The sequence below is a fragment of the Nocardia sp. NPDC056064 genome (assembly GCF_042266925.1).
In the GTDB taxonomy this organism is placed as follows: domain Bacteria; phylum Actinomycetota; class Actinomycetes; order Mycobacteriales; family Mycobacteriaceae; genus Nocardia.
This window is the reverse complement of sequence record NZ_JBHJWO010000001.1, coordinates 4623220-4646083: the sequence shown is the minus strand read 5'-3', so window position 1 is coordinate 4646083 and position 22864 is coordinate 4623220. Positions and strand designations below refer to the sequence as shown.

Annotated in this window: 24 protein-coding genes; 13 read left to right on the top strand and 11 right to left on the bottom strand. The window is 66.4% G+C overall.

The window, feature by feature from the left end:
• Positions 1–35 precede the first annotated feature (35 nt).
• Positions 36–3362 carry a type ISP restriction/modification enzyme gene (locus ACFC06_RS21730; protein ID WP_375934045.1) on the top strand — a complete coding sequence of 1109 codons (3327 nt, stop codon included), beginning with the start codon at positions 36–38 and terminating at the stop codon, positions 3360–3362.
• A 7-nt stretch (positions 3363–3369) separates the two neighbouring features.
• Here the strand turns inward: ACFC06_RS21730 and ACFC06_RS21725 are convergent, their stop codons facing one another.
• Entirely contained in the window at positions 3370–3711 is a 342-nt protein-coding gene (locus ACFC06_RS21725) for a hypothetical protein (RefSeq protein WP_375934042.1), read from the bottom strand.
• A gap of 418 nt (positions 3712–4129) precedes the next feature.
• Here ACFC06_RS21725 and ACFC06_RS21720 point away from each other — a divergent pair, with 418 nt between their 5' ends.
• Together ACFC06_RS21720 and ACFC06_RS21715 are read left to right on the top strand one after the other, a co-directional pair.
• Complete coding sequence (locus ACFC06_RS21720; RefSeq protein ID WP_375934039.1) at positions 4130–4714, top strand: hypothetical protein; 585 nt, start codon at positions 4130–4132, stop codon at positions 4712–4714.
• Between the two features lie 14 nt (positions 4715–4728).
• Complete coding sequence (locus ACFC06_RS21715; RefSeq protein WP_375934037.1) at positions 4729–5142, top strand: actin-binding ADF family protein; 414 nt, start codon at positions 4729–4731, stop codon at positions 5140–5142.
• A gap of 89 nt (positions 5143–5231) precedes the next feature.
• Here the strand turns inward: ACFC06_RS21715 and ACFC06_RS21710 are convergent, their stop codons facing one another.
• Positions 5232–5813 carry a TetR/AcrR family transcriptional regulator gene (locus ACFC06_RS21710; protein WP_375934034.1) on the bottom strand — a complete coding sequence of 194 codons (582 nt, stop codon included), beginning with the start codon at positions 5811–5813 and terminating at the stop codon, positions 5232–5234.
• A 216-nt stretch (positions 5814–6029) separates the two neighbouring features.
• Between ACFC06_RS21710 and ACFC06_RS21705 the strand changes: the two genes are divergently transcribed.
• A complete protein-coding gene (locus ACFC06_RS21705) occupies positions 6030–7403 on the top strand; it encodes a wax ester/triacylglycerol synthase family O-acyltransferase (RefSeq protein WP_375934031.1) in 1374 nt (457 codons plus the stop codon).
• Between the two features lie 133 nt (positions 7404–7536).
• Here the strand turns inward: ACFC06_RS21705 and ACFC06_RS21700 are convergent, their stop codons facing one another.
• The gene (locus tag ACFC06_RS21700; protein WP_375934029.1) at positions 7537–7947 is read right to left on the bottom strand and encodes a hypothetical protein; all 411 of its coding nucleotides are present in this window, start codon (positions 7945–7947) and stop codon (positions 7537–7539) included.
• 130 nt (positions 7948–8077) lie between these two features.
• Between ACFC06_RS21700 and ACFC06_RS21695 the strand changes: the two genes are divergently transcribed.
• Entirely contained in the window at positions 8078–8248 is a 171-nt protein-coding gene (locus ACFC06_RS21695) for a hypothetical protein (RefSeq protein ID WP_375934026.1), read from the top strand.
• Between the two features lie 76 nt (positions 8249–8324).
• Here the strand turns inward: ACFC06_RS21695 and ACFC06_RS21690 are convergent, their stop codons facing one another.
• The 3 genes from ACFC06_RS21690 to ACFC06_RS21680 all read right to left on the bottom strand — a co-directional run bounded on the left by ACFC06_RS21690 (position 8325) and on the right by ACFC06_RS21680 (position 10485).
• Complete coding sequence (locus ACFC06_RS21690) at positions 8325–8465, bottom strand: hypothetical protein (protein WP_375934024.1); 141 nt, start codon at positions 8463–8465, stop codon at positions 8325–8327.
• Between the two features lie 150 nt (positions 8466–8615).
• On the bottom strand, positions 8616–9605 hold the full coding sequence (locus ACFC06_RS21685) for a helix-turn-helix transcriptional regulator (protein ID WP_375934021.1): 990 nt from the start codon (positions 9603–9605) through the stop codon (positions 8616–8618).
• A 232-nt stretch (positions 9606–9837) separates the two neighbouring features.
• A complete protein-coding gene (locus ACFC06_RS21680) occupies positions 9838–10485 on the bottom strand; it encodes a type IV toxin-antitoxin system AbiEi family antitoxin (protein ID WP_375934018.1) in 648 nt (215 codons plus the stop codon).
• A gap of 194 nt (positions 10486–10679) precedes the next feature.
• On the opposite strand from ACFC06_RS21680, the gene ACFC06_RS21675 reads away from it, so the two are divergent.
• Positions 10680–11753: a hypothetical protein gene (locus tag ACFC06_RS21675; protein WP_375934015.1), complete on the top strand. Its 1074-nt coding sequence runs from the start codon at positions 10680–10682 to the stop codon at positions 11751–11753.
• Positions 11746–13203: a hypothetical protein gene (locus tag ACFC06_RS21670; protein ID WP_375934012.1), complete on the top strand. Its 1458-nt coding sequence runs from the start codon at positions 11746–11748 to the stop codon at positions 13201–13203. The genes ACFC06_RS21675 and ACFC06_RS21670 overlap by 8 nt, the downstream gene beginning before the upstream one ends.
• Positions 13204–13218: 15 nt before the next feature.
• Here the strand turns inward: ACFC06_RS21670 and ACFC06_RS21665 are convergent, their stop codons facing one another.
• Positions 13219–14190, bottom strand: coding sequence for a DUF389 domain-containing protein (locus tag ACFC06_RS21665; RefSeq protein WP_375934008.1), 972 nt, complete (start codon positions 14188–14190; stop codon positions 13219–13221).
• Positions 14191–14372: 182 nt separating this feature from the next.
• Positions 14373–15203 (bottom strand): helix-turn-helix transcriptional regulator, encoded by an 831-nt coding sequence (locus tag ACFC06_RS21660; protein WP_375934005.1) that lies wholly within the window; start codon positions 15201–15203, stop codon positions 14373–14375.
• 18 nt (positions 15204–15221) lie between these two features.
• Here ACFC06_RS21660 and ACFC06_RS21655 point away from each other — a divergent pair, with 18 nt between their 5' ends.
• Positions 15222–15398: a hypothetical protein gene (locus ACFC06_RS21655; protein ID WP_375934002.1), complete on the top strand. Its 177-nt coding sequence runs from the start codon at positions 15222–15224 to the stop codon at positions 15396–15398.
• 330 nt (positions 15399–15728) lie between these two features.
• Entirely contained in the window at positions 15729–17075 is a 1347-nt protein-coding gene (locus ACFC06_RS21650) for a lipase family protein (RefSeq protein WP_375934000.1), read from the top strand.
• Positions 17076–17124: 49 nt separating this feature from the next.
• Here ACFC06_RS21650 and ACFC06_RS21645 read toward each other — a convergent pair whose 3' ends face one another.
• The gene (locus ACFC06_RS21645) at positions 17125–17274 is read right to left on the bottom strand and encodes a hypothetical protein (protein WP_375933997.1); all 150 of its coding nucleotides are present in this window, start codon (positions 17272–17274) and stop codon (positions 17125–17127) included.
• A gap of 196 nt (positions 17275–17470) precedes the next feature.
• On the opposite strand from ACFC06_RS21645, the gene ACFC06_RS21640 reads away from it, so the two are divergent.
• On the top strand, positions 17471–18553 hold the full coding sequence (locus ACFC06_RS21640) for a fatty acid desaturase family protein (protein WP_375933994.1): 1083 nt from the start codon (positions 17471–17473) through the stop codon (positions 18551–18553).
• Between the two features lie 6 nt (positions 18554–18559).
• Here ACFC06_RS21640 and ACFC06_RS21635 read toward each other — a convergent pair whose 3' ends face one another.
• Positions 18560–19255 (bottom strand): TetR/AcrR family transcriptional regulator C-terminal domain-containing protein, encoded by a 696-nt coding sequence (locus tag ACFC06_RS21635; RefSeq protein ID WP_375933991.1) that lies wholly within the window; start codon positions 19253–19255, stop codon positions 18560–18562.
• Between the two features lie 117 nt (positions 19256–19372).
• Between ACFC06_RS21635 and ACFC06_RS21630 the strand changes: the two genes are divergently transcribed.
• Positions 19373–19834: a DUF5994 family protein gene (locus tag ACFC06_RS21630; RefSeq protein ID WP_375933988.1), complete on the top strand. Its 462-nt coding sequence runs from the start codon at positions 19373–19375 to the stop codon at positions 19832–19834.
• 62 nt (positions 19835–19896) lie between these two features.
• Here the strand turns inward: ACFC06_RS21630 and ACFC06_RS21625 are convergent, their stop codons facing one another.
• Positions 19897–20076: a hypothetical protein gene (locus ACFC06_RS21625; RefSeq protein ID WP_375933985.1), complete on the bottom strand. Its 180-nt coding sequence runs from the start codon at positions 20074–20076 to the stop codon at positions 19897–19899.
• Between the two features lie 160 nt (positions 20077–20236).
• Between ACFC06_RS21625 and ACFC06_RS21620 the strand changes: the two genes are divergently transcribed.
• Together ACFC06_RS21620 and ACFC06_RS21615 are read left to right on the top strand one after the other, a co-directional pair.
• Entirely contained in the window at positions 20237–21508 is a 1272-nt protein-coding gene (locus tag ACFC06_RS21620; RefSeq protein ID WP_375933983.1) for a hypothetical protein, read from the top strand.
• Positions 21508–22827, top strand: coding sequence for a lipase family protein (locus tag ACFC06_RS21615; RefSeq protein WP_375933980.1), 1320 nt, complete (start codon positions 21508–21510; stop codon positions 22825–22827). Before ACFC06_RS21620 ends, ACFC06_RS21615 begins: the two co-directional genes overlap by 1 nt.
• The last annotated feature ends 37 nt before the right edge of the window (positions 22828–22864 follow it).

Here is a 22864-nt window from a genome sequence, read left to right as displayed (position 1 = left end):
CATACTCCTCGCGTCGCGATCGATAGGGCGGGGGTGTGGCAGTGACGCAGGGTCAGGAGTTCGACTGGCTCGCAGAAGCTATCTCGATCTTCGGTGCGTCATGCAAGGCCATGGTGAACGGACCGGGCGACCCCGAGGCGTCAATTCGACCACCGCTGCAGAATCTCCTGGAAGCTGTGGGCAGCCACGACGCCATGGACGGCGTCCTGTGGCATTCCGAAACGCCCCTGCGTGATGTTGGCGTGCGCCCTGACTATGCGGTCGAGGTGCACGGTGAAATCGTAGGTTATGTCGAGGTCAAGCGCCCCGGTCAGACGGTCGATCCAGAGAAGTTCACCGGGCGTAACAAGAAGCAGTGGGAACGGCTCCGCGACTTGCCGAACGTCCTCTACACCAACGGCACTGAATGGCGCCTCTTTCGCTCCGGCGAGCTGATCGGTGCGCCAGTCTTCTTCGACGGCGATCTCGGAAGCGTAGGACGCTCGTTGTCCGTCCGGGAGCCTGCAGCGTTCCATGCCCTTCTGAGGACCTTCCTCCACTGGGTTCCTGAGCCGATCCGCCACATCAACACACTGGTCCGGCGCACCGCGCCGCTGTGCCGCCTGCTACGCGCGGCCGTCCTGGAGCAGCTGGAATGGGAGGGACAGTATGCAGCTGAGGGCGCGCGTCCCGAGGAACTGCGCTTCACTGGGCTGAAAAACGACTGGCGTAGGCTGCTTTTCCCGTCAGCTGACGACGCTACCTTTGCTGACGGATATGCCCAGACGGTGACCTTCGCGCTTCTGCTGGCGCGTACAGAGGACATCTCTGTCAAAGGAGTGGGGCTACACGAGATCGGCCGACGCCTGGACGACGGACACGCCTTGATGGGCAAAGCCCTTCAGCTCCTGACCGACAACATCACGGTAAGCTTCGAGGTCAGCCTCGACCTGCTTCTCCAGGTAATCGACGCTGTCGAATGGGCGGTGATCCGCAAGGGCCGACGGGATGCGTACCTACACCTGTACGAATCGTTCCTGGAGGTATACGACGAGAAGCTGCGCCAGAAGAGCGGCTCGTATTACACCCCTCGGGAAATTGTCGAGGAGATGGTGCGCCTCACCGAGGATGTGCTCCGTACCCGCTTGGGTCGCCAGGCCGGATACGCGGACGACGGCGTGCGCATCGTCGATCCGGCGATGGGGACGGGCACATACCTGCACGCGGTCATCGAGCACGTCGCCGCTTGGACGGCGGATAACGATGGCCCTGGGGCGATTCCGGATGCGATAGGCAGTCTGGCAAAGCGCCTCATCGGTTTCGAGCTGCAGATGGGCCCCTTCGCCGTCGCCGAGCTAAGGGCTTCGGACTTGCTCAAGCGGCATCAAGCAGTCGCACCGCCCGACGGTATGAAGCTGTTCGTCACCGACACATTGGACAACCCGTATCTGGCCGAGGAAACCCTCGCCTCAACGTACGGCGTGATCTCGGAATCGCGTCGACGAGCGAACCAGGTGAAGGCAAACACACCGGTCACCGTCGCGATCGGCAACCCACCCTACGACGACAAGGCCATGGGCCGTGGAGGCTGGATAGAGAAGGGAAGCCCGGCGCAGGGCAGCACCCCGATCGAAGCGTTCAAGTGGCCCGGAAACGGCCGCTATGAGCACGTGCTCAAGAACCTTTACATCTACTTCTGGCGCTGGGCAACCTGGAAGGTCTTCGACGCCGATCAACAGGACCAGCAGGGAGTCGTCTGTTTCATCACCCCCGCCGGCTTCACCACTGGACCCGGCGGGCGTGGCATGCGTAACTACCTGAGGCGCACCTGCGACGAGGGTTGGATTATAGACCTCTCTCCGGAAGGGCATCGCCCAGATGTGGCCACCCGGATTTTCCCTGGTGTTGCCCAGCCGCTGGCCATCTGCATCTTCGTCCGCAGCAAGGACGCCGATCCCGATCGACCCGCCCGCATCCACTACCGAGCCGTACACGGCAGGCGAGCAGATAAGTACCGCCAGCTCAAAGAGATCCAACTGGACGACGACGGCTGGCAGGACACGCACTCTGCCGACATCCGGCCGTTCCGCCCGAGCACCGAGACGGGGTGGGAGGACCATCCCGCTCTCGATGATCTCTTCCTCTGGGGAAGTCTGGGAATTACCGCCAACCGCTCGTGGGTCAACGCCCCCAGCGAGCAGTTGCTCCAACGGCGCTGGGCGCGTCTGATCCACGAGGCCGACCCAGACAAACAGGCGAAGCTGTTCAAGGGGACGCGAGATCGTTCACTGCACGCCCGCCGGCCCCCGCTGCCCGGACAACCTGAGCACGCCCACGGGCTTGCAGACGAAACTGACCTCACGCCGGACCTGATCCGCATCGCCATGCGCAGCTTCGACCGGCAGTGGCTGATCTCTGACAGTCGCGTCATCGACTTCGCCCGACCCACGCTGTGGGAAGCCCTCCAGCCGGGACAGCTCTTCCTCAACCAGCAGTCCTCCCAGGAGATCGAGACCGGGCCGGCCGTCGTCGCCACCGCGCTGCTCCCCGACACCCACCACTTCAACGGCCGCGGCGGCAAAATCATGCCGATCCTCCACCCGGACGGCACACCCAATGTGCATCCGCGGCTGCTCGCCCACTTGGCAACCGAGCTCGGCCTCGACCGCATCACGGTGCACGACCTGGCCGCATATGTGGCGGCTGTCGCCGGGCACAGTGGGTTCACCGAGCGGTTCGCCGAGGAACTACGCACCCCTGGCACACGGCTGCCGCTCACTCGCGATCCCGATCTGTGGCACGAGGCCGTGAAGCTTGGCGAGCGTCTGCTGTGGGCTTCGACGTACGGGGAACGGTACATCGATCCGAAAGACGGTCGACCAGCAGGAGATGTCCTCTTCCCTCCAGGCGATCCGCGTCGGCTCCGCTACGACCAGCACATCGGGACGGAGGTTCCGAGCGAAATCCACTACGCCGAGCTGAACCGAACCCTGTACTTGGGTGCCGGATTCGTCAGCCCGGTCCCCACAGAGGTGTGGAACTATGACGTCGGCGGCATGCAGATCGTCAAGAAGTGGTTCGGATACCGCAAGGCGAACCCCAACAGCCGCAAGACGAGCCCCCTGGACGACTTGCATGTCGACTCGTGGCCATCCAGCTGGTCGCGCGAACTCATGGAACTGCTCTCCGTGCTGCGCCGACTCACCGACCTCGCTCCCGTGCAACAGGAACTGTTGGACCGGATCCTCGCCGGACCCAAGGTCACGGTGGCAGACCTCGAGCAGGCCGCTATTCTGCCGGTGTCCGACAAGGCTCGCAGGCCCCGTCGTCAACTCAAGACCAGTCAGGACGAGCTTCATCTGGACGCCGACGAGAAACCGTAGCGTCAGCTCAGCGCGTCTTCGCGCAACGCTCGACATACGCTACCGCCTCTGTTCCGGTCCATGCACCTTCTGCGAGTTCACGGAGCGCGTGCATTTCCGGACTGAGTGAGGGTGTACGTCGCTGCATCTCATCGGCGAATACGCTCACCTCAGCCAGGCGTTCGCCAAGCGTGGCGCACTCGGCTTCGAAGTACACTGCCTTGCCTCGCGGCGTGATAACCAGACTCTCACCGGTGACTTCCAGTAGGCCCATCCAACTGAGAGTTTGCACGTCGGCTGCGATGCTCTCCTGGTCAAGCCCCCGGACTGCGGCCGCTATAGCATCAGGGAACGGAATCTCGGCGGTCACGAGATGATGCAGAACCCGAATCTGTGATGGCGAGAGCGCTGGGTGCACGGATGCATGTCTAGCAGCACCGGGGACGATCCTGCCGCAGGCCACGCGTAACGGGGCTTCTAAACAAACCCTGCGCCCGCTTCTGTCGCAATAACGCGAACGCGTGGCTCAGGGTCAGGTCACCGACACACCGTCAAACTGCCACGACACGCCGATCAACCGTATCGCCTGTCCCGACCAGCACCGCCTGTGTTCAGCTCCCACCGTCACCGTCCCCATGATCGCGGAGACAGACCAACCAACAGCGCGGCAATCGCCTTGGTCTGCATCGCGGCGAGGCGCTCTCCTTCCGCGCCGTCGACATGGCGAATCCTGCGAAAACACCGTCGCGACCAGTAGCCGAGTTGACCCGCGCGGTAGTCGCTACGACATGGGCGCGGCAGCCCGCAACGGGCTCAACCACTCGGCCACCCTCGACCAGCGCAAAGCCATGATCGATACCGCCGTCGCCCAGCGCGACGTCGAATTCACCGGTGGCCCCGCCGAATACACCAGCGGCACCGTCCACGAACTCACCACCGAATCCACCCCGATCGAGCGCGAGTTCTACGGCTTCTACCGCACCCAGCGCAGCGCGGTCACTCCCGAAGGCGCCACACCGGAAACCACCACCCACCCGACCCTGTCCAGCAACGTCAAGTTCCTGAACTTCCGCCCCTTCAACGACATCGAGACCATCTCCCCCGCGCCCGATGCTGTTCGTCACCGGCGAGAACGCCTACTCCCGCGAATTCAGCGAGGAAGCCTTCCGCCTCGCCGGCGACCGCAAGGAACTGGTCGTGCTCGGCTTGTCGTGACCGCGCCGAGACGCACCAAAAACCGTTCCTTCGCCGATATCGACACTGTCGAGCCGAAGCCCATGAAAAGATCTCAGCGGCAATGCATCTCATTCTCACCATGGGGCCAGGCAGCAGCCGGACACCCACCACTTCAGGCGAGAGGAAGACTGTCTTGACATCAGGTGTCACCGTGGCCGACGACGTAGTCATCCAGTTCAACGACTTCAAGCTCAAGCGGCCGCCGCACGACTTCCGGTATTTCATCTACAAGATCGAGAACGACGCGCAGATCGTCATCGAGTCCACCGGCCCCATCCAGACCGACTACGAAAACTTCTTCGACGCCATCTCCTCGATCGAAGACGAATGCCGCTACGCACTCGTCGACGTGCCGGTCGAAACGAGCGACGGCAGACCGACCTCGAAGATCGTCTTCATCAGCTGGTCGCCGGATACCGCGAAGATCAAGAGCAAGATGCTGTATGCCTCGAGCAAGGAAGCGATCAAGAGGGTCCTGGTCGGTGTGGGCATCCACCTCAACGCAACCGACGTCAGCGAACTCGAACGTACGAACGTACTCGACAGCATCAAGAAGTACCTCTGACCGAACAACCGGCCGCACGCTGCCCCGTCTTCGACCTGGGAAGTGCCCCGTTCCTGATTCTCGTCGTGCCGTCGGCGGGGCGGCAGCAGTCAGCCCAGCGCCCGCAGCAGTTGCTCACGAATGTCGGGCCAGCCGATCGATATGCTCGGGGTGCTCAGTGGCGCGGCGAGAAGGTAGCCACGCATGGCCGCGATCACCGTCATCAACCACCCGTCGAATCCTTCGCGCGCGGCGAGTGTCGGGAACTGCTGGCGGGCAACCTGCATCGCGAGGGTCAACGCGGTATCGAGAACCGGCGCGAAACGCTCGCGCAGTTCGATGTCGGTGTGGGCGATCAGATGCAGTTCCAGGACCGCCCCGGCGACCGGGAGGTTGTGGACCTTCCACAGCGTGTCGAGGAAGGTCTGGCACCGTTCTCGCTCCGTCGCCGCGGCAGGGGAAGCCGCGGCGACGGCCAGCCACTCGCCGACCTGACCCATCAGACGTAGCAGAGCCGCTTCCACCAGGGACACCTTGGAGGGAAAGTGGTGCTGCAGGGCACCCTGACTGACACCGGCACGACGGGCCACTGCACGCGCTGACGTTGCCGCGTAACCGCGTTCACGCAAGCTTTCCATCGCGGCGTCCAGCAACGCTTCGCGAGTTCCATGTGCCACCGGTTCGGCACTCATATGAGGATCTCGCGAAGACGGCACCACGGTGTGAGCATATCCACCCCTCGCCCAAGTCGGCGACTTGCCACCCTGCGCGTCGACGGGATAGCCTCACCGCCGACCGACCACAAGTGACCCCAGTCACTGTCTGCCAGCCGTGGTTGCACATATTGCGAGGACTCGCAGGAAGCCCAACGATGCCCGAGTCCCGCACCGCACAGATGGAGACAACCCATGGCCCTGATGTCCCCGCTGGATTCCATGTTCCTGCTCATGGAATCTCGCGAACACCCGATGCACGTGGGAGGACTGTCACTGTTCGTCCCGGACGCGGGACGCCCTGATGCGACGGCGCGCACCCTGTACGAGGATCTGTGCGCCGCGGGCGAGGTCGGCTCGGCCTTTCGCCGTCGTCCCGGCCGCCTGCTGCAGAACTTCTCGGCGCTGCAGTGGATCGCCGACGACGACATCGAGATCGAGTACCACGTCCGGCTGCTCTCACTGCCCGCGCCGGGCCGCGTCCGTGAATTGCTCGAGCTGGTCTCGATGTTGCACGGTTCGCTGCTCGATCGCCATCGTCCGCTGTGGGAGGTCTACGTCATCGAGGGCCTGTCCGGCGGGCGGATCGCGCTGTACGCCAAAACCCACCACGCCCTGATGGACGGTGTCAGCGCGGTGAGGTCCTGGCAGCGGGCACTGTCGGCGGACCCGGACGCCCGCGACTGCCGTCCACCCTGGGCACGGCGTGACGAGCACGGCACGTCCGCTCCGCCGAGCCTGCTGAGCCGGACCGCGAGCACAGCCGGCGCGATCGCGCGCCTGGGGGGTTCGCTGCCCGACACCGTGTCGGGACTACGGGCGATGGTTCGCGACTATCCCCATCCTCGCCCGTTCCAGGCACCACCCACGATGCTCAATGTCCCCATCACCGGGGCGCGCCGGTTCGCCGCGCAGTCCTGGTCACTGCAGCGATTGCGGGCGGCGGCGACGCGTTACGAGGTGTCGCTCAACGACGTGGTGCTCGCCATGTGCGCCGGCGCGTTGCGGGACTATCTCCTCGCAGAGCAGGCGCTGCCCACCGATCCACTGGTCGCGATGGTGCCGGTGTCGTTGCGAGGGCGTCAGGAGTTCGAGGGATCCGGCAATGCCGTCGGTGCGGCCCTGTGCGACCTCGCCACCGATACCGCCGACCCGCGCCTTCGGCTCGCCCGGATCCACAATTCGATGAGCCTGGCCAAGTCGACGGCGTCGAAGCTGACGCCCCTGCAGGTGCTGGGCATGTCCGCGGTGAACGTCGCCGGTCTGGCGCTCCCGGCGCTTCCGGTGCCGCTGCCGCTCTCGGCACCGCCGTTCAACATCGTCATCTCCAACGTGCCCGGAGCCGTCGAACCGCGATACTGGAACGGCCTGCGGCTCGACGCCGCCTATCCCGCATCGATTCCGCTCGACGGCCAGGCGGTCAACATCACGACGATCAGCTCGGGGGGCGGAATGCATTTCGGCATCGTGGGTTGCCGTCGTACCGTGCCCCATCTGCAGCGGCTGCTGATCGGGTTGGAGGACGCGCTGCGCGCACTGGAGGACGCCCCGCTACCCCCACGTCGGTGAGTGAGTGGCCGAGCCGATGCCCGGTTCTTCGAAATGAAGAATTCAGACCCGCCATTCAGTGTCGCGATACTAAAGAAATGTCGAAAAATTCGCCGTCGCCGATATTGTGAGACATCGACAAGTCGGCGACTTGTCATTGATGTGCAAGATAGTTGATCTCACTCCCGATCCGATCACCGTGATACCAGTCACGACAATCCGAGAAGCGAATAGAACGCTCACACAACGGAACGATCGATCGTGGGATACGGCCCCACCGCTCGCCGTGGAGAAGGAGCGTCGTGAACAAGGGATTCTGGCAGCGGAACAGCAGGGGCGCTGGATTTTCCACTGGTCGGCCCGACGGTGGTCGCCGCGGCTGGGCGCTGACCGCTGCTGTCGTCGCGGGCATGTTGTGCGCGGCGGCGCCGACCGTACCGGTCTCGGCCGAACCGGCCCCCGCCGGGATCATCACGGTCGTCACGGCCGCGTAGGGCCGGCCATCGGCACCGGTGGTTCGGTACAGCAACTGCCAGGCCTGGACATCGAGGGGCAGCAGCTGCATCGACTTCAGCGCGACCGGGCGAGACTTCAGGATCTGGCCGGGTGTGGCGGCCGCCAGGTCGGACGGCAGGTCATAGAACGCGTCGGCAGGAGGCGCGGGCTCGACGACCGAACTGGCTGTCGACCGGGTCGTGGCGACCGACGAGCTCGTCGCGGCGACGGTCCGCTTCACTGCGCGCCGCGACGGCCGAATCGCACTCGACCAGAACGGCGTCGACGTGTTCCGCGTCAGCGGCGACCGGATCGCCGAAGTGTGGTTGATCAGCGCGGATCAAGATGCTGAAGACGAATTCTGGGGCTGACCCGATCCCGTTCACGAACGAATACCGGCGCCGCCTCGACGACCCATCCGCGCGAAGGTCGTCGAGGCCGGTCGAATCAGCCGGCGCTGATGCTGCTGAACCAGTTCTGGATGAGGTTGCCGATAATGGCAGCCGCGAACTCGGAAGCCGAACCGGACAAGGCGATCTCCTTCTTTCGTGAACTCATCTGGGTGATGCGATCGAACAACTGAATCATGCATGCTTCACTTCGCCATGGTTCGATTTCGCACTTTCATCCCGGGCTTTCTGCTCACGAGACGAATCAGGTCACCGGATTTCTCCGCCACGCCGGCGACTGCGGACGAATTCAGATCGGCGAACTCGCCGGCCGACCGACAATGATCGTCTACGAAGGCATTTCGGGGTGACTCGGCGTCGTGAGGGCTCGTTCGCGGAACTCGGCGGGGCTCAGGCCGGTTTCGGCGCGGAATGCGCGGTAGAAGCTTCGGTCGCCGCTGAAGCCGCTGGCGCGGGCGATGGCGGCGACCGTTTTGTCGGGGTAGTTCAGCAATAGTTCGCGGGCGTGCTCGATGCGCAGGTGGCGCAACAGTTTCATCGGGCCGCCCCAGGGTTCGGCCAGGATGCGGTGTAGCTGGCGTCTCGACATCCGGCAGCCGCCCGCGATCGCATCGACGTCGAGGTCGGGATTCTCGAGATGTTCGCCGAGGAACGCGAACACTCGCTCGAGCGCGACGGTCCGGGCGGCTTCGTCGCCGGGCCGGGCGCCCAGTCCCAGGGCGATTCCCGCGCCGAGCAGGTCGATCCCGGCGCGTAACAGCGCAGGGGCCGCGGCTTCCGAGGTGGGCAGGGTCGACAGGCGCCGGAAGTAGTCGATGACCAGCGCGGCGCGCCCGGCGGGCTCGAGGACCACCGCCCCGGGGAACTGGTCTTCGCCGAGGCCGGAGGCGGCCATCACCAGGTCGCGGTCCGCGCGGATCATCAGCGAGGTCAGCTGGTCACTGTTGCGTAGTTCTTGCGGGTGGCGGTCGTCGATGATGTACATCGATCCGACGGGTGTGCTCCATCGCCGGCCGTCGACGAGCGCCTCGCAGTGGCCCGCGAGCGGGATGACCGCCACCACCGAGGTCGGGTTCGAGCGGGAGATGTGGCGTCCCGTGCGCCGGGCGACCTCGGCGGCGGTGCGGACTCTCGCCGTCGAGATCGCGGCCGAGTACAGCAGCGGTGTCATCGTGGCGTGGAACGGGTCGGTGCCGATCGGTTCGATCGAGCACGAGGTCATGTGCTCCTGCAGGATCGCTTCCCACATGCCGAACGCCTCGCGCGGTGGCACCACCGCGGTGGAGACCGTTTCCCCGCCCACCACGACCTCGTCCATCCAGCAAGTATTCCGCACGAGTCACCTGGAAATAGCGATCCGGGCCGGTTGTCGGTGTAGACGTGTTTCCCGCCTTGCTGCGCGAACACTTCGTTGTTGAAAACGCCGCGGCTTGATCGCGAGTCTTGTCGCTACGCGACTTTGTCACTCGGAAACGCGCGCCCACGCGTCGCGAACTGTGTGCAGCGCAGTCGCGACGACGCCGAAGTCGGTGGCAACGCGATCGTGATCGTCAATCTTCAACTCCCACCCAGCTTTCCACACGTCGGAGCACCGCGACTCGGCGCTGATCTTTCGCCAGGCGAGCCAGGTGAGCCGGATCGCTTCGGCGATAGAGGGTTTCGACCGCCGCACGCACCTCCGGTTCGGCGTTGCCTAATTCTGGGCGCCGGATGAGGTCCAATACAGTCTGCTCGGGAGTGGTCACCAATGCCGGGCCGAGTGGTGTTTCGATCCGCTCCGCGTCGAGCGCGTCGGTGTCGCGGCGGACGAATCTGATCTGTGCGGGTCTGTCGACCATCGCGATCGGCCGGTGCTGGGTGGGAACCGCGACGACCGCGGTCGCCAATGCGCGCGGTATCGCGCCGAGTAGGCGTGCCGCGCTCACGCCCATGACGATGGCGTCGTCCGGACCGTAGATCGATGTCGCGATGCCCGCCGCGGCGACCTCGAGTCCGGGTTGCCAGCGACGGCCGATCCGGTCGGGCGGGACGATGATGTAGTAGCCGTGTGCTGCTCGATGCATTGCGCCGTGGTCGACGAGCCGTGCGATCTCCGGGCCGGGTTGCGCGTAGACGTTCGCTAGGTCCTGCGGTCGAATGGTGCGCAGCGGAGCCCGTAGGAGCTCGACCGGCAGGGTGATACTGCGACGCTCAGCCATTCACCCTCCCGAGAGTATGCGAATAATTGGTTCTTACCCAATGAAATGCATACTATCAAACTCTTGGGGCGCACTGGCGTGGAGGTCGGTCCCGGACTCTGACGCGGTAGCGACCGGGCTGGGTGGGTCGGTGTGTGGAACCCGTCCGAACTATCGCCTGTCATCGATATTCTCCGTTACGTTGTTGAGCCGCAATGGTCTTGGAGGGTGTGATGGTGGAGCGGGTCGATGTGGGCGATGCCGGGGTCGATGGGGGTGGTGTCAAGGAGGGGTTCGGCCGGACCGTCGATGGGATCGGGAAGGCGGCGCGGACGGCTTCGTCGCAGTTCGCCGGGCAGTTCGGGAATGTCGCCGGGCAGTTCGGCACTGTCGCGGGGCAGTTCGGCTCGGTCAAGGACGCTGCCAAGGGGCGGGTCGAGAAGCTGACGGTGAAACAGCCGGACCCCTATGAGGTGGCCGTCGCGGAGTACAACGCCGCGTTCACGGCGATGGCCGACAAGGGTTTGTCGCTGTTGCGTCAGCGTGAGCGTTCGACGGATCTGATCGAGCTGGTCGAGCGGTTGGTGAACAGCATCGCCAACACCCCGAAGTCGTTCGATACCGAGTTCGAGGAGATCGAGGTTCATCGGCAGCGGTTCCTGAACACCGAGGACTTCGCGCAGAAGGAGCTGGAGGCGGCGCGATTGTCGGCGGTCGGCGCCGGTGCCGGGTTCGCGGCGGGGACCGCGGTGGCGGGTCTGGCGCCCTCGGCGGCGATCTGGGTCGCGACCACGTTCGGGACGGCCTCGACCGGCACCGCGATCTCGACCCTGTCCGGGGCGGCGGCCAGTCAGGCGGCGCTGGCGTGGCTCGGTGGTGGTGCGCTGGCCGCCGGTGGCGGCGGTACCGCGGCGGGCACCACACTGCTCGCGCTGGCAGGCCCGATCGGCTGGACGATCGCGGGCGCGACCCTGCTGGCGTCGATCGCCCTGTTCGCGAAGAAGAAGTTCGAGAATCGGGAGGCCAAGCATGAAGCGCTGACCGCGATCAAACGCAACACCACCCTCGTCGCGGGCATGGACGCGCAGATCGGCGACCTCCTCACGCGGACGACCTCGCTGCGCGAAGGACTGGTGACGAACTATGGCGACGCGCTGGTGCACTACCGCGCCGATTTCCAGGCACTCGCTCCCGCCGAGCGGTCGGCACTCGCGACCTTGGTGAACAACACGAAATCGTGTGCGGCCATGCTGAGTATGCGCGTCGAACAGGATGCCGAGAGTGCGTGACACCGCCGAGTTCGTCACGAACGTCCAGGAACAGGCCGTCGATTCCTGGGTGGGCTATCTCAACCAGCTCCGCATAGACACCCTGCTGAGCGCGCTCGGCAGACAGGACCAGCACCTGCGCGATGCGCTCACCAGCGTCGACGAAGCCGTCAGCAGGATCGATCTCGAGGTGGTCGCCGCCAACCGCGGCGGGCAGCGTGGCATGCATGGTTTCATCGCCGAGATCGCCGAGGTGGGGATCGGCAATGCCCGCAAGCAGATTCTCGGCCTGGCGGCCGACTACCGGTGGGTGAACGACAACGGGCCCGTCGACCTGATGCGCGGCACCGTCGAGATCCAGCAGAAGTTCGTCGCGGCGGGTGGGCGTTACTCGCTGGGCGCGATCACCGAGCACCTGCGGAAGTATCCCGAGTACGTGAGCAACGGTGGGAGGTACCAGATCCCCCGCGATCACTTCGAGGTGATCCAGCGGCTGTATGCCCTGTCACCCGAGGACGCGAGCAAGCTCTCGCGCAGTGGCGACGGACCATCCCTCGGGGACTGGCAGCGGGTTCAAACTTTCTTCCAGGACAGAGCGGTCGGCTTCGAAGCGCTCGAGCCCTCGACGCTCGACTACGACGAGGTGCAGCGCGATGTCTACGCCACGACCATGACGGCCGAGAAGGACTCGCTGCGCGCCACCGACCGGTCCCTGCGCGAGGACGCCTACCAGGACAGCAGGCCGTCGATGCGGGAAGGAGGCACCGCTGCGCTCACGGCCGCCGCGACCGCGGGCGGGACGGCGTTCGTCATGGCCGTGGTCACCAAGCGCCGGGAAGGCAAGCGGTTCAACGAGTTCAGCGGTCAGGACTGGACCGAGATCGCCGGGAAGACCGGGTCGGGATTCGGCAAGGGCGCCGTCCGTGGACTGAGTGTCTACGCGCTGACGAATTTCACCGCGACCTCCGCGGCCGTCGCCGGCTCGATCGTCGCCACCTCGTTCAGCATCGCCGAGCAGGCGAACAAGCTGCGCCGCGACGAGATCGACGAGCTCGCGTTCATCGAGAACTCCGAGCTCATCGCGCTGGAGGCCGCGGTGCGCGCGCTGTCCTCGTTCGTCGGCCAGGCGACCATCCCGATCCCGATCCTCGGCGCCGTCATCGGCACGACGGTCGGCACGGTGATGTACAAGGCCGTCGCCTCGTCGCTGACGAAGCGCGAGGCGGCGCTGATCGAACGCTACCTCGACGAGCAGCGCACCCTCGACGCACAACTCGCCGCAGAGCATCAGGCCCTACTGGCAGAGCTGGATCGGAGCATGTCGGACTACCTCGGACTGCTCGAACGAGCCTTCTCCCCCGACGTGCAGATCGCCCTCCTTGGCTCGATCGAGCTGGCGACGGAACTCGGCGTGGCCGCAGCCGAGATCCTCGATTCCGAGGAGAAGATCGACGCCTTCTTCCTCGACTAGCGGAGGTGCGCGACCCTAACGCTGGGCTTCGATGCGGCCGCCGACGGTGTGGATCACGACCACATCCGGATGCCACGGAACCAGGTCGTCGACCGCGGACTGCAGCTGCGATACCGGGGGCAGCTGGTCGGGGCCCAGCACGGTCACCGTGGCCAGCTCGCCGTGCAGGGTGACATCGACGACCTGGGCGTCGGTGTCCTCGCGCAGCCAGTCACGCGCGGCATCGGCGATCTGGCCCGCCCACAGCGTCGACAGCGAATTCACGACCAGCGGGACCGCGATGATCGCCAGTGCCGCGCCCAGCACCAGGTAGGCGCGGCCGCGGCGCAGCCCCGCGGCCTGCGCGTCGTGGTGGTAGCCGGTGAGCAGCAGGACGACGGTCGCGGTGATCACCATGGCGACCACGTTCGAGGCGAACAGCACGAAGGCGCCCAGCGCGAGAGCCGGGGCATTCGAGCCCAGGCAGACACCGACCACGCCCAGCGGTGGCACCAGCGAGATCGCGATCGCCACCCCGGGAAGCACGTCACCGACATCGCGGCGCACCACCGCGATCGCCGCGACCAGGCCCGTGGCCAGCGCGGCGGTCAAGTCCATCAGCTTCGGCGAGGTGCGCCCTTGCACCTGGGCATTCGACAGCACGTTCACCGGATTGGGCAGCACCTGCGCGAACAGGTAGCCGAGCACGACGACCACGAGCACCCCGGCACCGACGAACAGCAGACTGCGCGCCAGCACCGCGCCCCGGCCGGTGACGATGCCCAGCGCGATTCCGAGGATCGGCACCGACAGCGGCGCCACGATCATCGCGCCGATCACGGTCGCGGTGGAGTCACCGATGACACCGGAGATCGCGATGACCGCCGACAGCACCAGCATGATCCAGAACGCCGACTGTTTGGACCGGGCCTCGCCGTCGGCGAGATCGAGCCGGTCGGTGAGTTCGACGAGGGTCCGGCGTTCGGTGTCGGGGACGAGATAGCCCATCGCGCTGCTCCTTTCGAGGTCGGCTCCGGTTACATGGTCAGCGCGACCACATCCCGCGTCGCCATGTTCCTCGAATGTCTGGGCCGCACGCATCACCCGGATCGGATGAACCCGCGACATCGCCGCTCGGTGATCCTGCGCGGCCACGTCACCATCGGCGCCGGTGCGCCCGGCGGTCCACGCTACGAACCGCAGGCCTGCAATCCGGGGTGGTTTTCGTGGGTCGTCGCGTAGGCCCGGAATTCCGCGGGTGTCATGGCTTCCTCGCGCCGGAAGGTTCGGTAGAGGGTGCGTTCGTCGCGGAAGCCGGCTTGGGCCGCGATCAGGGTGATCGGTCTGTCCGGGTAGCGGCGCAGGGCTCTGCGGGCATGGTCGATGCGCAGGCGGCGCAGCCGGCCTGCGACGCCGTCGGAGCCGACGATCCGGAACAGGGTGCGCCGCGAGACCAGCAGCGCGGCGGCGACATCGTCGACGGTGAGGTCCGGGTTGTGGTAGTTGGCGTGGAGGAAGGCCGTCAGTTCGCGTTGCAGATCGGTATCGCGCCCCGAAGCGGGGCGATCGTGGCCGGTGGCGATGTCGATCGCCGCCGCCAGCAGGCCGGGTGTGTGCTCGGCCAGGGTCTGCGCGTTCCGCGGTTCGCGCACGGTCAGTTCGACGATCGAGGCTAGGAATCCGGTGATGACAGCGGCCGCCGAGGCGGGGACCTCTACCGTGGCCGCGCCGAACAGATCGCGCCCATGACGTGACTTCTCCGCTACCGCCTCGCGATTCGCACGCAGAATCAGCATGGTGCGCGGACTTTCGATCATGAGCTGCGCGGGGCGGGCGGTGTCGAACAATGTCATCGCTCCCGGCGTATAGCGGCCGGACGCGGGGAGCACCTCGGCGAGATCGATGACGGCGACGACGAATTCGACCTCGGCGCGGGCGGTGTGCGCCTTCGTGCGCGTGGACAGCTGACCCGCGCAGCGTGACCAGGTGAGATCGACCGTGTCGGTGGCGACCACCGGCACGATCTCACCGTAGAAATCATGATCACCGACCGGCACCAGAGTGACCGGCGCGGCTACTTTCTCGACGACCGACTTCCAGAAATCGACGACATCGCCGGGGTCGACCTGATCCGTACTGATCCGCCCTTGCTCACCGAACACATTGTCCCCCAATCGAAAGCAATGGATATCCGCACCGCATCAATCAGATCGTGATCAACACGCGCGCGAAACACCACCCACCCCAACCCGGCGAACATCTCTGTACGACGACTGACCATGCCTCCCGAAACTTCGTGATACTCCACTACGCGCACGCGGGCCCACGTCGCCGTCGCCCTTCTGGGTTCCACCACAGCGCGCAGCCGCTTTCACCACGACCTGACACAGCTGACCCAGACACCTCTTGCGGGGGTGGATGTGATCGGGGTAACCTCACTCCCCAGATTTGAGACGATCGCGTCTCAAACGATGGAGGAGCAGAACATGACCCCGCGGACACGGTTGTCTCGCAGGTTGGCGACCCTGGCTGTCGCCATCACAGCCATGACAGCCATCACGACCACCCTCACCAGCGCCCCCGTGGTCGCCGAACCTGCTGGGACAGTTCCGGTGCAGCCGGGACCCCCGATCGCCGTGCCGCCGGAGCTGGATGCGGCGTTCTACCGGCCCGCGCCGGAGGTGGTGGCAGGCAAGCAGCCCGGGGAGATCATCGCGGCGCGGGAGGTCGATGTCGCCAATGTGGGGCTGATCCCGCTCAATGTCGACGCCTGGCAGGTGTCCTACCGATCCAACAACACCAGGGACGAGCCGATCGCGGCGGTCGCGACGGTGCTGAAGCCGCGCGGGTCGTCGCCGGACAAACTGGTGTCGATGCAGATCGCCGAGGACTCGCTCGCGGCCTACTGTTCGCCCTCGTACGCGGTGCAGCAGTGGTCGGCCGCGGCCGCGGTCGGGCAGATCGTGGTGCCGCTGGAATTCCTTGTGGCGCAGGCACAGTTGCAGCAGGGGTGGGCGGTCGTCATCCCTGATCACCAGGGGCCCGACAGCGCGTTCGGCGTCGGGCCGCTGGGTGCGCGCATCACCCTCGACGGCATTCGCGCCGCCCGCAACTTCGAGCCGATGCGCCTGGCGCCCGAGACCCGCATCGGCATGTACGGCTACTCCGGCGGGGCGATCGTCACCGGTCACGCCGCCGAACTGAAGCAGACCTACGCGCCCGAACTGAACATCGTCGGCGCGGCCGAAGGTGGTGTTCCGGCCGACTTCGGGCCGCTGCTCGACATCGGCAACGGGCAGATCTGGTCGGGCATGATCTTCGCCGCCGTGCTCGGGCTCGGGCGCGAGTACCGCGAATTCGGTGACCTGCTCGCCCGCGACCTGGACCCCCTCGGCCAGGGACTCTCGCTGATCAAGGGCGGGCTGTGCGTGCAGTACAACACCGCGCTGTTCCCGTTCGCCAACCTCAAGGGCATGCTGCGCGTTCCCGAAGGCGACCCGATGCGCAACCCGGTCGTGCGTGACGTCCTCGACAAGACCCGCATGGGCAAGGCCGTGCCCGACATGCCGATGTTCATCTGGCAGGCCAACCCCGACGAACTGATCCCCGTCGGCCCGGTCAACACCCTGGTCGACACCTACTGCCGCAACCCCGACGCCGATGTCCAGTACACCCGCGAACACCTCGGCGAGCACATCACCACCGAGGTCTCCGGCTCCGCCACCGCCCTGCTGTGGCTGCGCGACCGCCTCGAGGGCGTGCCCGTCACCCAGGGTTGCAGCACCTCCGACGCGGGCCTGCTCGCCCTCAACCCCGACGGACTGTCCCTGCTGGCCAACACCTTCGGCGAAACCATCGCCTCACTGTTCGGCAAGGCCATCGGCGTCCGCTGATCACTCCCCGGTCGGCCGGCGGCATCCCTTCGGATCTGCGGCCGACCGGTCAGCCGGCGTCGGGCAGCCGGGGACGGGCCTGTGCTCGGCTGCGCCGCCGGACCGCGGGGCGCATCACCTCGTCCCACCAGGACTGCAGTGGGCTGGGGTCGGGCCAGGAGACATCCTGATCGGGGTCGGGTGTGGGGTGCGGCGTCATCGGACGCTCCTGTCATGGCCGCGTCGTCGGCCGGTCGAATCCGGTGGGGCGACCTCGGCGGTCGGCGCGAAAGGTTCCGGATACTTCGAGCCTACACTTGTCCGCGATGTCGCTCTACGTTGTAGACACACAGTGTAGAAGTCCGTAGCATCGACGATAGGGACGCGGACAGCGAGCGCGGATTCGGGGTTCGGACATGGCCATCACCGACGTCGCGCACTACGCGCACTTGAGTTCTTCCGACGTCGAGTCACTGGGACAGGAACTCGACACCATCCGCCGTGACGTCGAGAGCTCGCTCGGCGCGGCCGACGCCGCCTACATCCGGCGCACGATCGCCTTCCAGCGACTCCTCGACCTCGGCGCGCGCGCCCTCCTCGCCTGCACCGGAAGCCGTGCCGGATGGCTGGCGGGCACCGCGGCACTGGCGACCGCCAAGAGCATCGAGAACATGGAGATCGGCCACAATGTCTCGCACGGCCAGTGGGACTGGATGAACGATCCCGAAATCCATTCGCGGACATGGGAATGGGACATGGTGGCGTCCTCGGCGCAGTGGCGGTACTCGCACAACTACCGCCACCACGTGTTCACCAATGTCATCGGCATGGACGACGACCTGGGCTTCGGCGTCCTGCGGGTGACCAAGGATCAGCCGTGGCGGCCACGCATGCTGGTGCAACCCCTGCAGAATCTGCTGCTGGCCGCGACCTTCGAATGGGGTATCGCCCTGCACGGTCTCTACGCCGAACAGGAACAGGCCGCCACGCCGGCGGCGAAGGCGGCGGTGACCAAGACGTTGCGGCGCAAGGTCATCCGCCAGACCGTCAAGGACTACGTGCTGTTCCCGATCCTCAACGGACGACGCTGGCGGCGCACACTCACCGCCGACATCGCCGCGAACGCCCTGCGCAATGTGTGGGCCTACCTGGTGATCTTCTGCGGCCACTTTCCCGACGGCGCCGAGAAGTTCACGATGGCGGCGCTGGCCGAGGAGACCCGCGCCGACTGGTATCTGCGGCAGATGCTCGGCACGGCGAACTTCGACGCGGGCCCGGTCATGGCCTTCCTCAGCGGCCACCTCTCGCACCAGATCGAGCACCACCTGTTCCCCGACCTGCCGAGCAATCGCTACGCCGAGATCGCGGTGCGGGTTCGCGCGCTGTGCGAGAAGTACGGGCTGCCCTACACCACCGGCCCCCTGCCCCGGCAGTATCTGCAGACCCTGCGCACCATCCACACCCTCGCCCTCCCGGACGCGGCACCGGCCGCGCCCTAGGCCGGGTCATGTCCGGCGTACCACCGGGCCGGCGAGGTGGGCGGTCAGGCCGGTCAGCAGGATGTCGAGCCCCTGCTCGAGCTCGGCGGCGCCGTCGTAGTCCGCCAGGACCGGAGCCAGTTCACGCACCAGCGGGAACTCGGTCACGGGCAGCCGGTACAGGCCGAGCCGGAGCACCTCGTCGGACTCCTCCGGGCGCTCGACTACCTCCTGGAGTTCGTTGAGCACATGGCCGTAGAGGAATCCGAACAGCGCGCGGTAGACGTGCAGTGCGTCGGAACCGGCGAACCCGGCGCGGGTCAGCAGGCCGAGGATGTCCTCCAGCGGACGCACCATCGCGCGGGGGCGCGAACCCAGTGGCGTCGACAGCGGCCGGGTCACCAGCAGCGGAACCACCTTCGGGTGCCGCAGGGCCAGCGCGCGGAACGAACGGGCCACACTGCGCAGCTGCCCAGTCCAGTCGTCGTCGATGGCGTCGACCTCCAGCTCGGCGAAGACCGCCTCGGCCACGCCGTCGAGCACCGCGGCCTTGTTCGGCAGATGACGGTAGATGATCATCGGATCGCGCCCGACCGCCTCGGCGAGGCGGCGCATCGATAGACCGTCGACTCCGTCACGATCGATGATCACCAGCGCCGCGGCCAGCACCGATTCCCTGGTCACAGGCCCTGCCGACATCGCGGCGTCTCCGTTCTTCCCCATTGTCAGCAGTGTAGTCCTACATCGTTGACATGGGCAGTGGGTCAGCGTCTACTGGAGGGACAGGAGTCCACGCAGCGGCGACCTCCGCCGGTGCCCGGCCTCCGCCGAGAGGTCGTCATGTCCGTCCACGGAACCAGCTCCCGCCCGATCACCGACCACCTGAGCATGGGGACGGCTTCGGCGCAGCCTTTCGCGACCCCCACCCGCACGCCGCGGGTCCTGCTGCGCGAATCCGGGCACACCGAAGAGTTCGACGGCGCCTGGTGGCCGTGGACCACGAATCTCACCGCCGAGGTGCACGATCTGGTCAGCGTCCTCGCCCCGCGCCTGGGCCACGCCGCGCGCATCAGCTTCGACTGGAACCTGACCAGCCGCAACCAGCGCCGGATCGACGACGCCGACGGCATCCAGCTGGCAGGCCCGGATGTCGGCCAGCTGCCCGACGTCATGCACCTGGTCGGCGTGGCCGGTGTCCGGCTCACCCTGGTGGTCATCCCGGCCGACGCCGACCCCGGCGAGGCGGCCGACCAGTTCTCGGCCGCCGCGGGACGTAGTACCCGCGACGCCCCGAGCCCCTGACCTCGTCGACGTGGTGATCCCCGCCGACCGGTCACAGGGCGGCGGGGACCGACGTGTGGGGGTCAGTGGGAATAGTCGCGGAAGGTCATGATGCCGCCGACCAGGACGAGCATCACCGTGAGGATGTAGACGGTGACACGGATCCAGGTGGGGCCGTAGAAGCTGACCGCCATCGACGCGCCGAGTGCCGCGAGAATCAGCACCACGCCGTAGAAGGGTGTGCGTTGCTCTCTGTCAACCATTCCTCCAGTGTCCGCCGACACGGGGCGGGCGGCAATGGTGCGGGGGAAAAGTGTGGGGTGACCGGACGGCGGGTCCGCTTGCCATCGATGTGGCCGCTGTGTTTGCGTAACCCATTGTCTCCATCAGCACGGTCGTCTTCCCGGAAGGGTGCAAACACTGATGCGGATAGGCAGATTTCTTCGGGTGGCCGCGCTTTCTCTCGCCACGGTCGCCGGAATCGGACTCGCGGCGGCTCCGGCAAGCGCGGACAGCGAGGTGGACCGCTATCTGGACCTGCCGCTGGTGAATCGGGATGCCGCGCAGGGACCCGGTGGGGTGAATCCGGAATTGCCGTACGACGGGGCCCGATTGCGGGAGCTGCTGGATCAGGCCCGCGCACAGGGCGTGGCCCCCACCCGGTATGCCGCGTTGCTGTATCAGTACTGGCTCGTCGATGTCACCGGAAAAGCGGGGATCGACCTGCGCGGCTGGGACCCGCGGGCCGGGGTGCGGGCCAATCGGCAGAATCTGATCAATTCCTACCGGTATTACGAAGACCTCCAATTGGCGCACCGGGAATTGCAGTGGGCCGGGATGGGCGGCCAGGTCGGGGCCGATTTCGGGGGCGGGCTCGAGGACTTCGAGCTGATGACCGACATCTACAGCACGCCCGGCGTCTCCGAGTCCGCCCGCGCGGTGATCGGCGCGGTCCAGCAGGTGGCGGGCCCGCAGGCACTGGCACAGCTGCCGCGCGGGCTGTTCGCGCTGGCCGAGGCGGGCTCCCAGATCACCCCCGAGGATCTGCGCTATCTCATCGGCGCGATCCTGGTGATGCAGAAGAACATCTTCTCCGATCTGATGCCCATGCACGACGCGTATGTCACCGGAGGACTGGACGCGCTCGCCGAATTCCAGGCGGCCGGATTGTTCGGCGACGACATCATGAACGCCTGGCGCGATATCGCCTCCGGCGACAACGATCGCATCGCCCGCGGCAATGCCGTTCTGCTACGGCGCGAACAGGATTGGGTGATCGGGGAACAATGGAATCAGGCGCGCGCGTACAAGGGCGCGGTCGGTGAGGCGATCACCTATGCCAGCGGTGCGGCCGGGTCGCCGTCGGTGGCCGGGGTGCGCCCGCCCCGCGAATTCCGGCCGGTGCGTATTCCTTTCACCATGGCCGACGGAAGACCCGCGCTGCTGACATTGCCGCTGCCCGACTGGAACTGGTCGGAACTGGACCCGCGCTGGGACTACATCACCACCGAACTGCTCCCGAAATACAAGGACCAGGTCGAGAACAATTGGCCCGCACTGGAAGCGACCATGCGGACCCCGTACGAGATCCAGATGGAAACGCACCGGCCGCTGCTGACCATTCCGCAATTGCTGGATTCGGCGATCCGCGGATTGCAGATCACACCGGTGGAGCGGGAAATGGCGGTGAACTGATGAGGTACCTGACCGCGGCCCTGGCCGTCACCCTGCTCGTCGGCGGCGCGGGAGTGGCCGCGGCGCAACCGGTTCCGCCGCGCACGCCGGGACTCGGCGAGATCTTCAACGGTTTCGTGGTCGGCTCGCTCCAGGGCGCCACGCCCGGCTCCCCGGAGGAGATCTTCCACGGCCTGCTCGCCGACGACCCGTTCTACGCCGAACCCCCGCTGACCGGCACCGAGCGGCCCGGCACGCTGCTGAAGTCGAAGAAGGTCGACGTGCTGTTCACCGGGCTGAAACCGGCGAACCTGGACGCCTACAAGCTCATGTACGTCACCACCGGGCTGGACGGGGTCACCCCGGAGATCAGCACCGGAATCCTGATGATCCCGCGCGACGGGCAGCCGGTGGCGCAGAAGAAGCTGATCTCCTATCAGGAGGCCAACGACAGCGTCGGCTGGTCGTGTCATCCGAGCACGCAGTGGACCGGCGGCGCGCCGTTCGACGGGTCCTCCTGGTCGGCGCTGGGACCGCTGGCGCTGATGTTCGGCAAGGGCTACGCGGTGATGATCTCCGATGTCGGCAACGACGCCGACCGCGCGCCGCACGGGGTGTTCGCCGGCAAGTACGCCGCGCACACCCAGCTCGACGGCGCCCGCGCGGCCCTGAACTTCGGCGAGGCGGGACTCGACCCGGCGACCCAGATGGCCCTGTTCGGGATCGCCGGAGGCGGTGTCGGCGCGGCGTTCTCGGCCGAACTACAGCCCACCTACGCGCCGGAACTGAATGTGAAGTCGACCGTGCTGGAGGGGATGGTCGTCGATCAGCGCAACTTCCTGCGGGTCGCCGACGGGTCGATCGGCTCGGGATTCGGCTTCGCCACGCTGCTCGGGCTCGAGCCCCGCTATCCGGAGATGCGGGTGAACGACAAGCTCAATCCGCTCGGGCGCGCGGTGGCCGATTTCTACCGGACGCAATGCCAGGACGCCTATTTCACGATGCCGTTCGTCCCGCTGCATGCCCTGTTCGCGACCGGCCGCAGTCCCGCCGACGAGCCCGATTTCCAGCGGGCCTTCGACGACAACCTGCTCGGCCGTTCCGGCGCGCCCACCTCGAAGGTCCTCATCGCCTCGTGCGCGGCCGACGACTCGTTCATGTCGCTGGTGCCCGCCCAGGACGCGCGTAACCTCGCCGACGCCTACCGCGCGCAGGGCACCGACGTCACCTATCAGCCCACCGACTGCGGCATGCTCACCATGCTCACCGACCTCTACGGCTGGGGCACCGACCTGTTCGGGATGCAGACCATCGACTGGCTGACCGCGCAGTTCGACTGACCGCCCGCCCGTACGGCCCCGTAACCGGCGCCGTGGG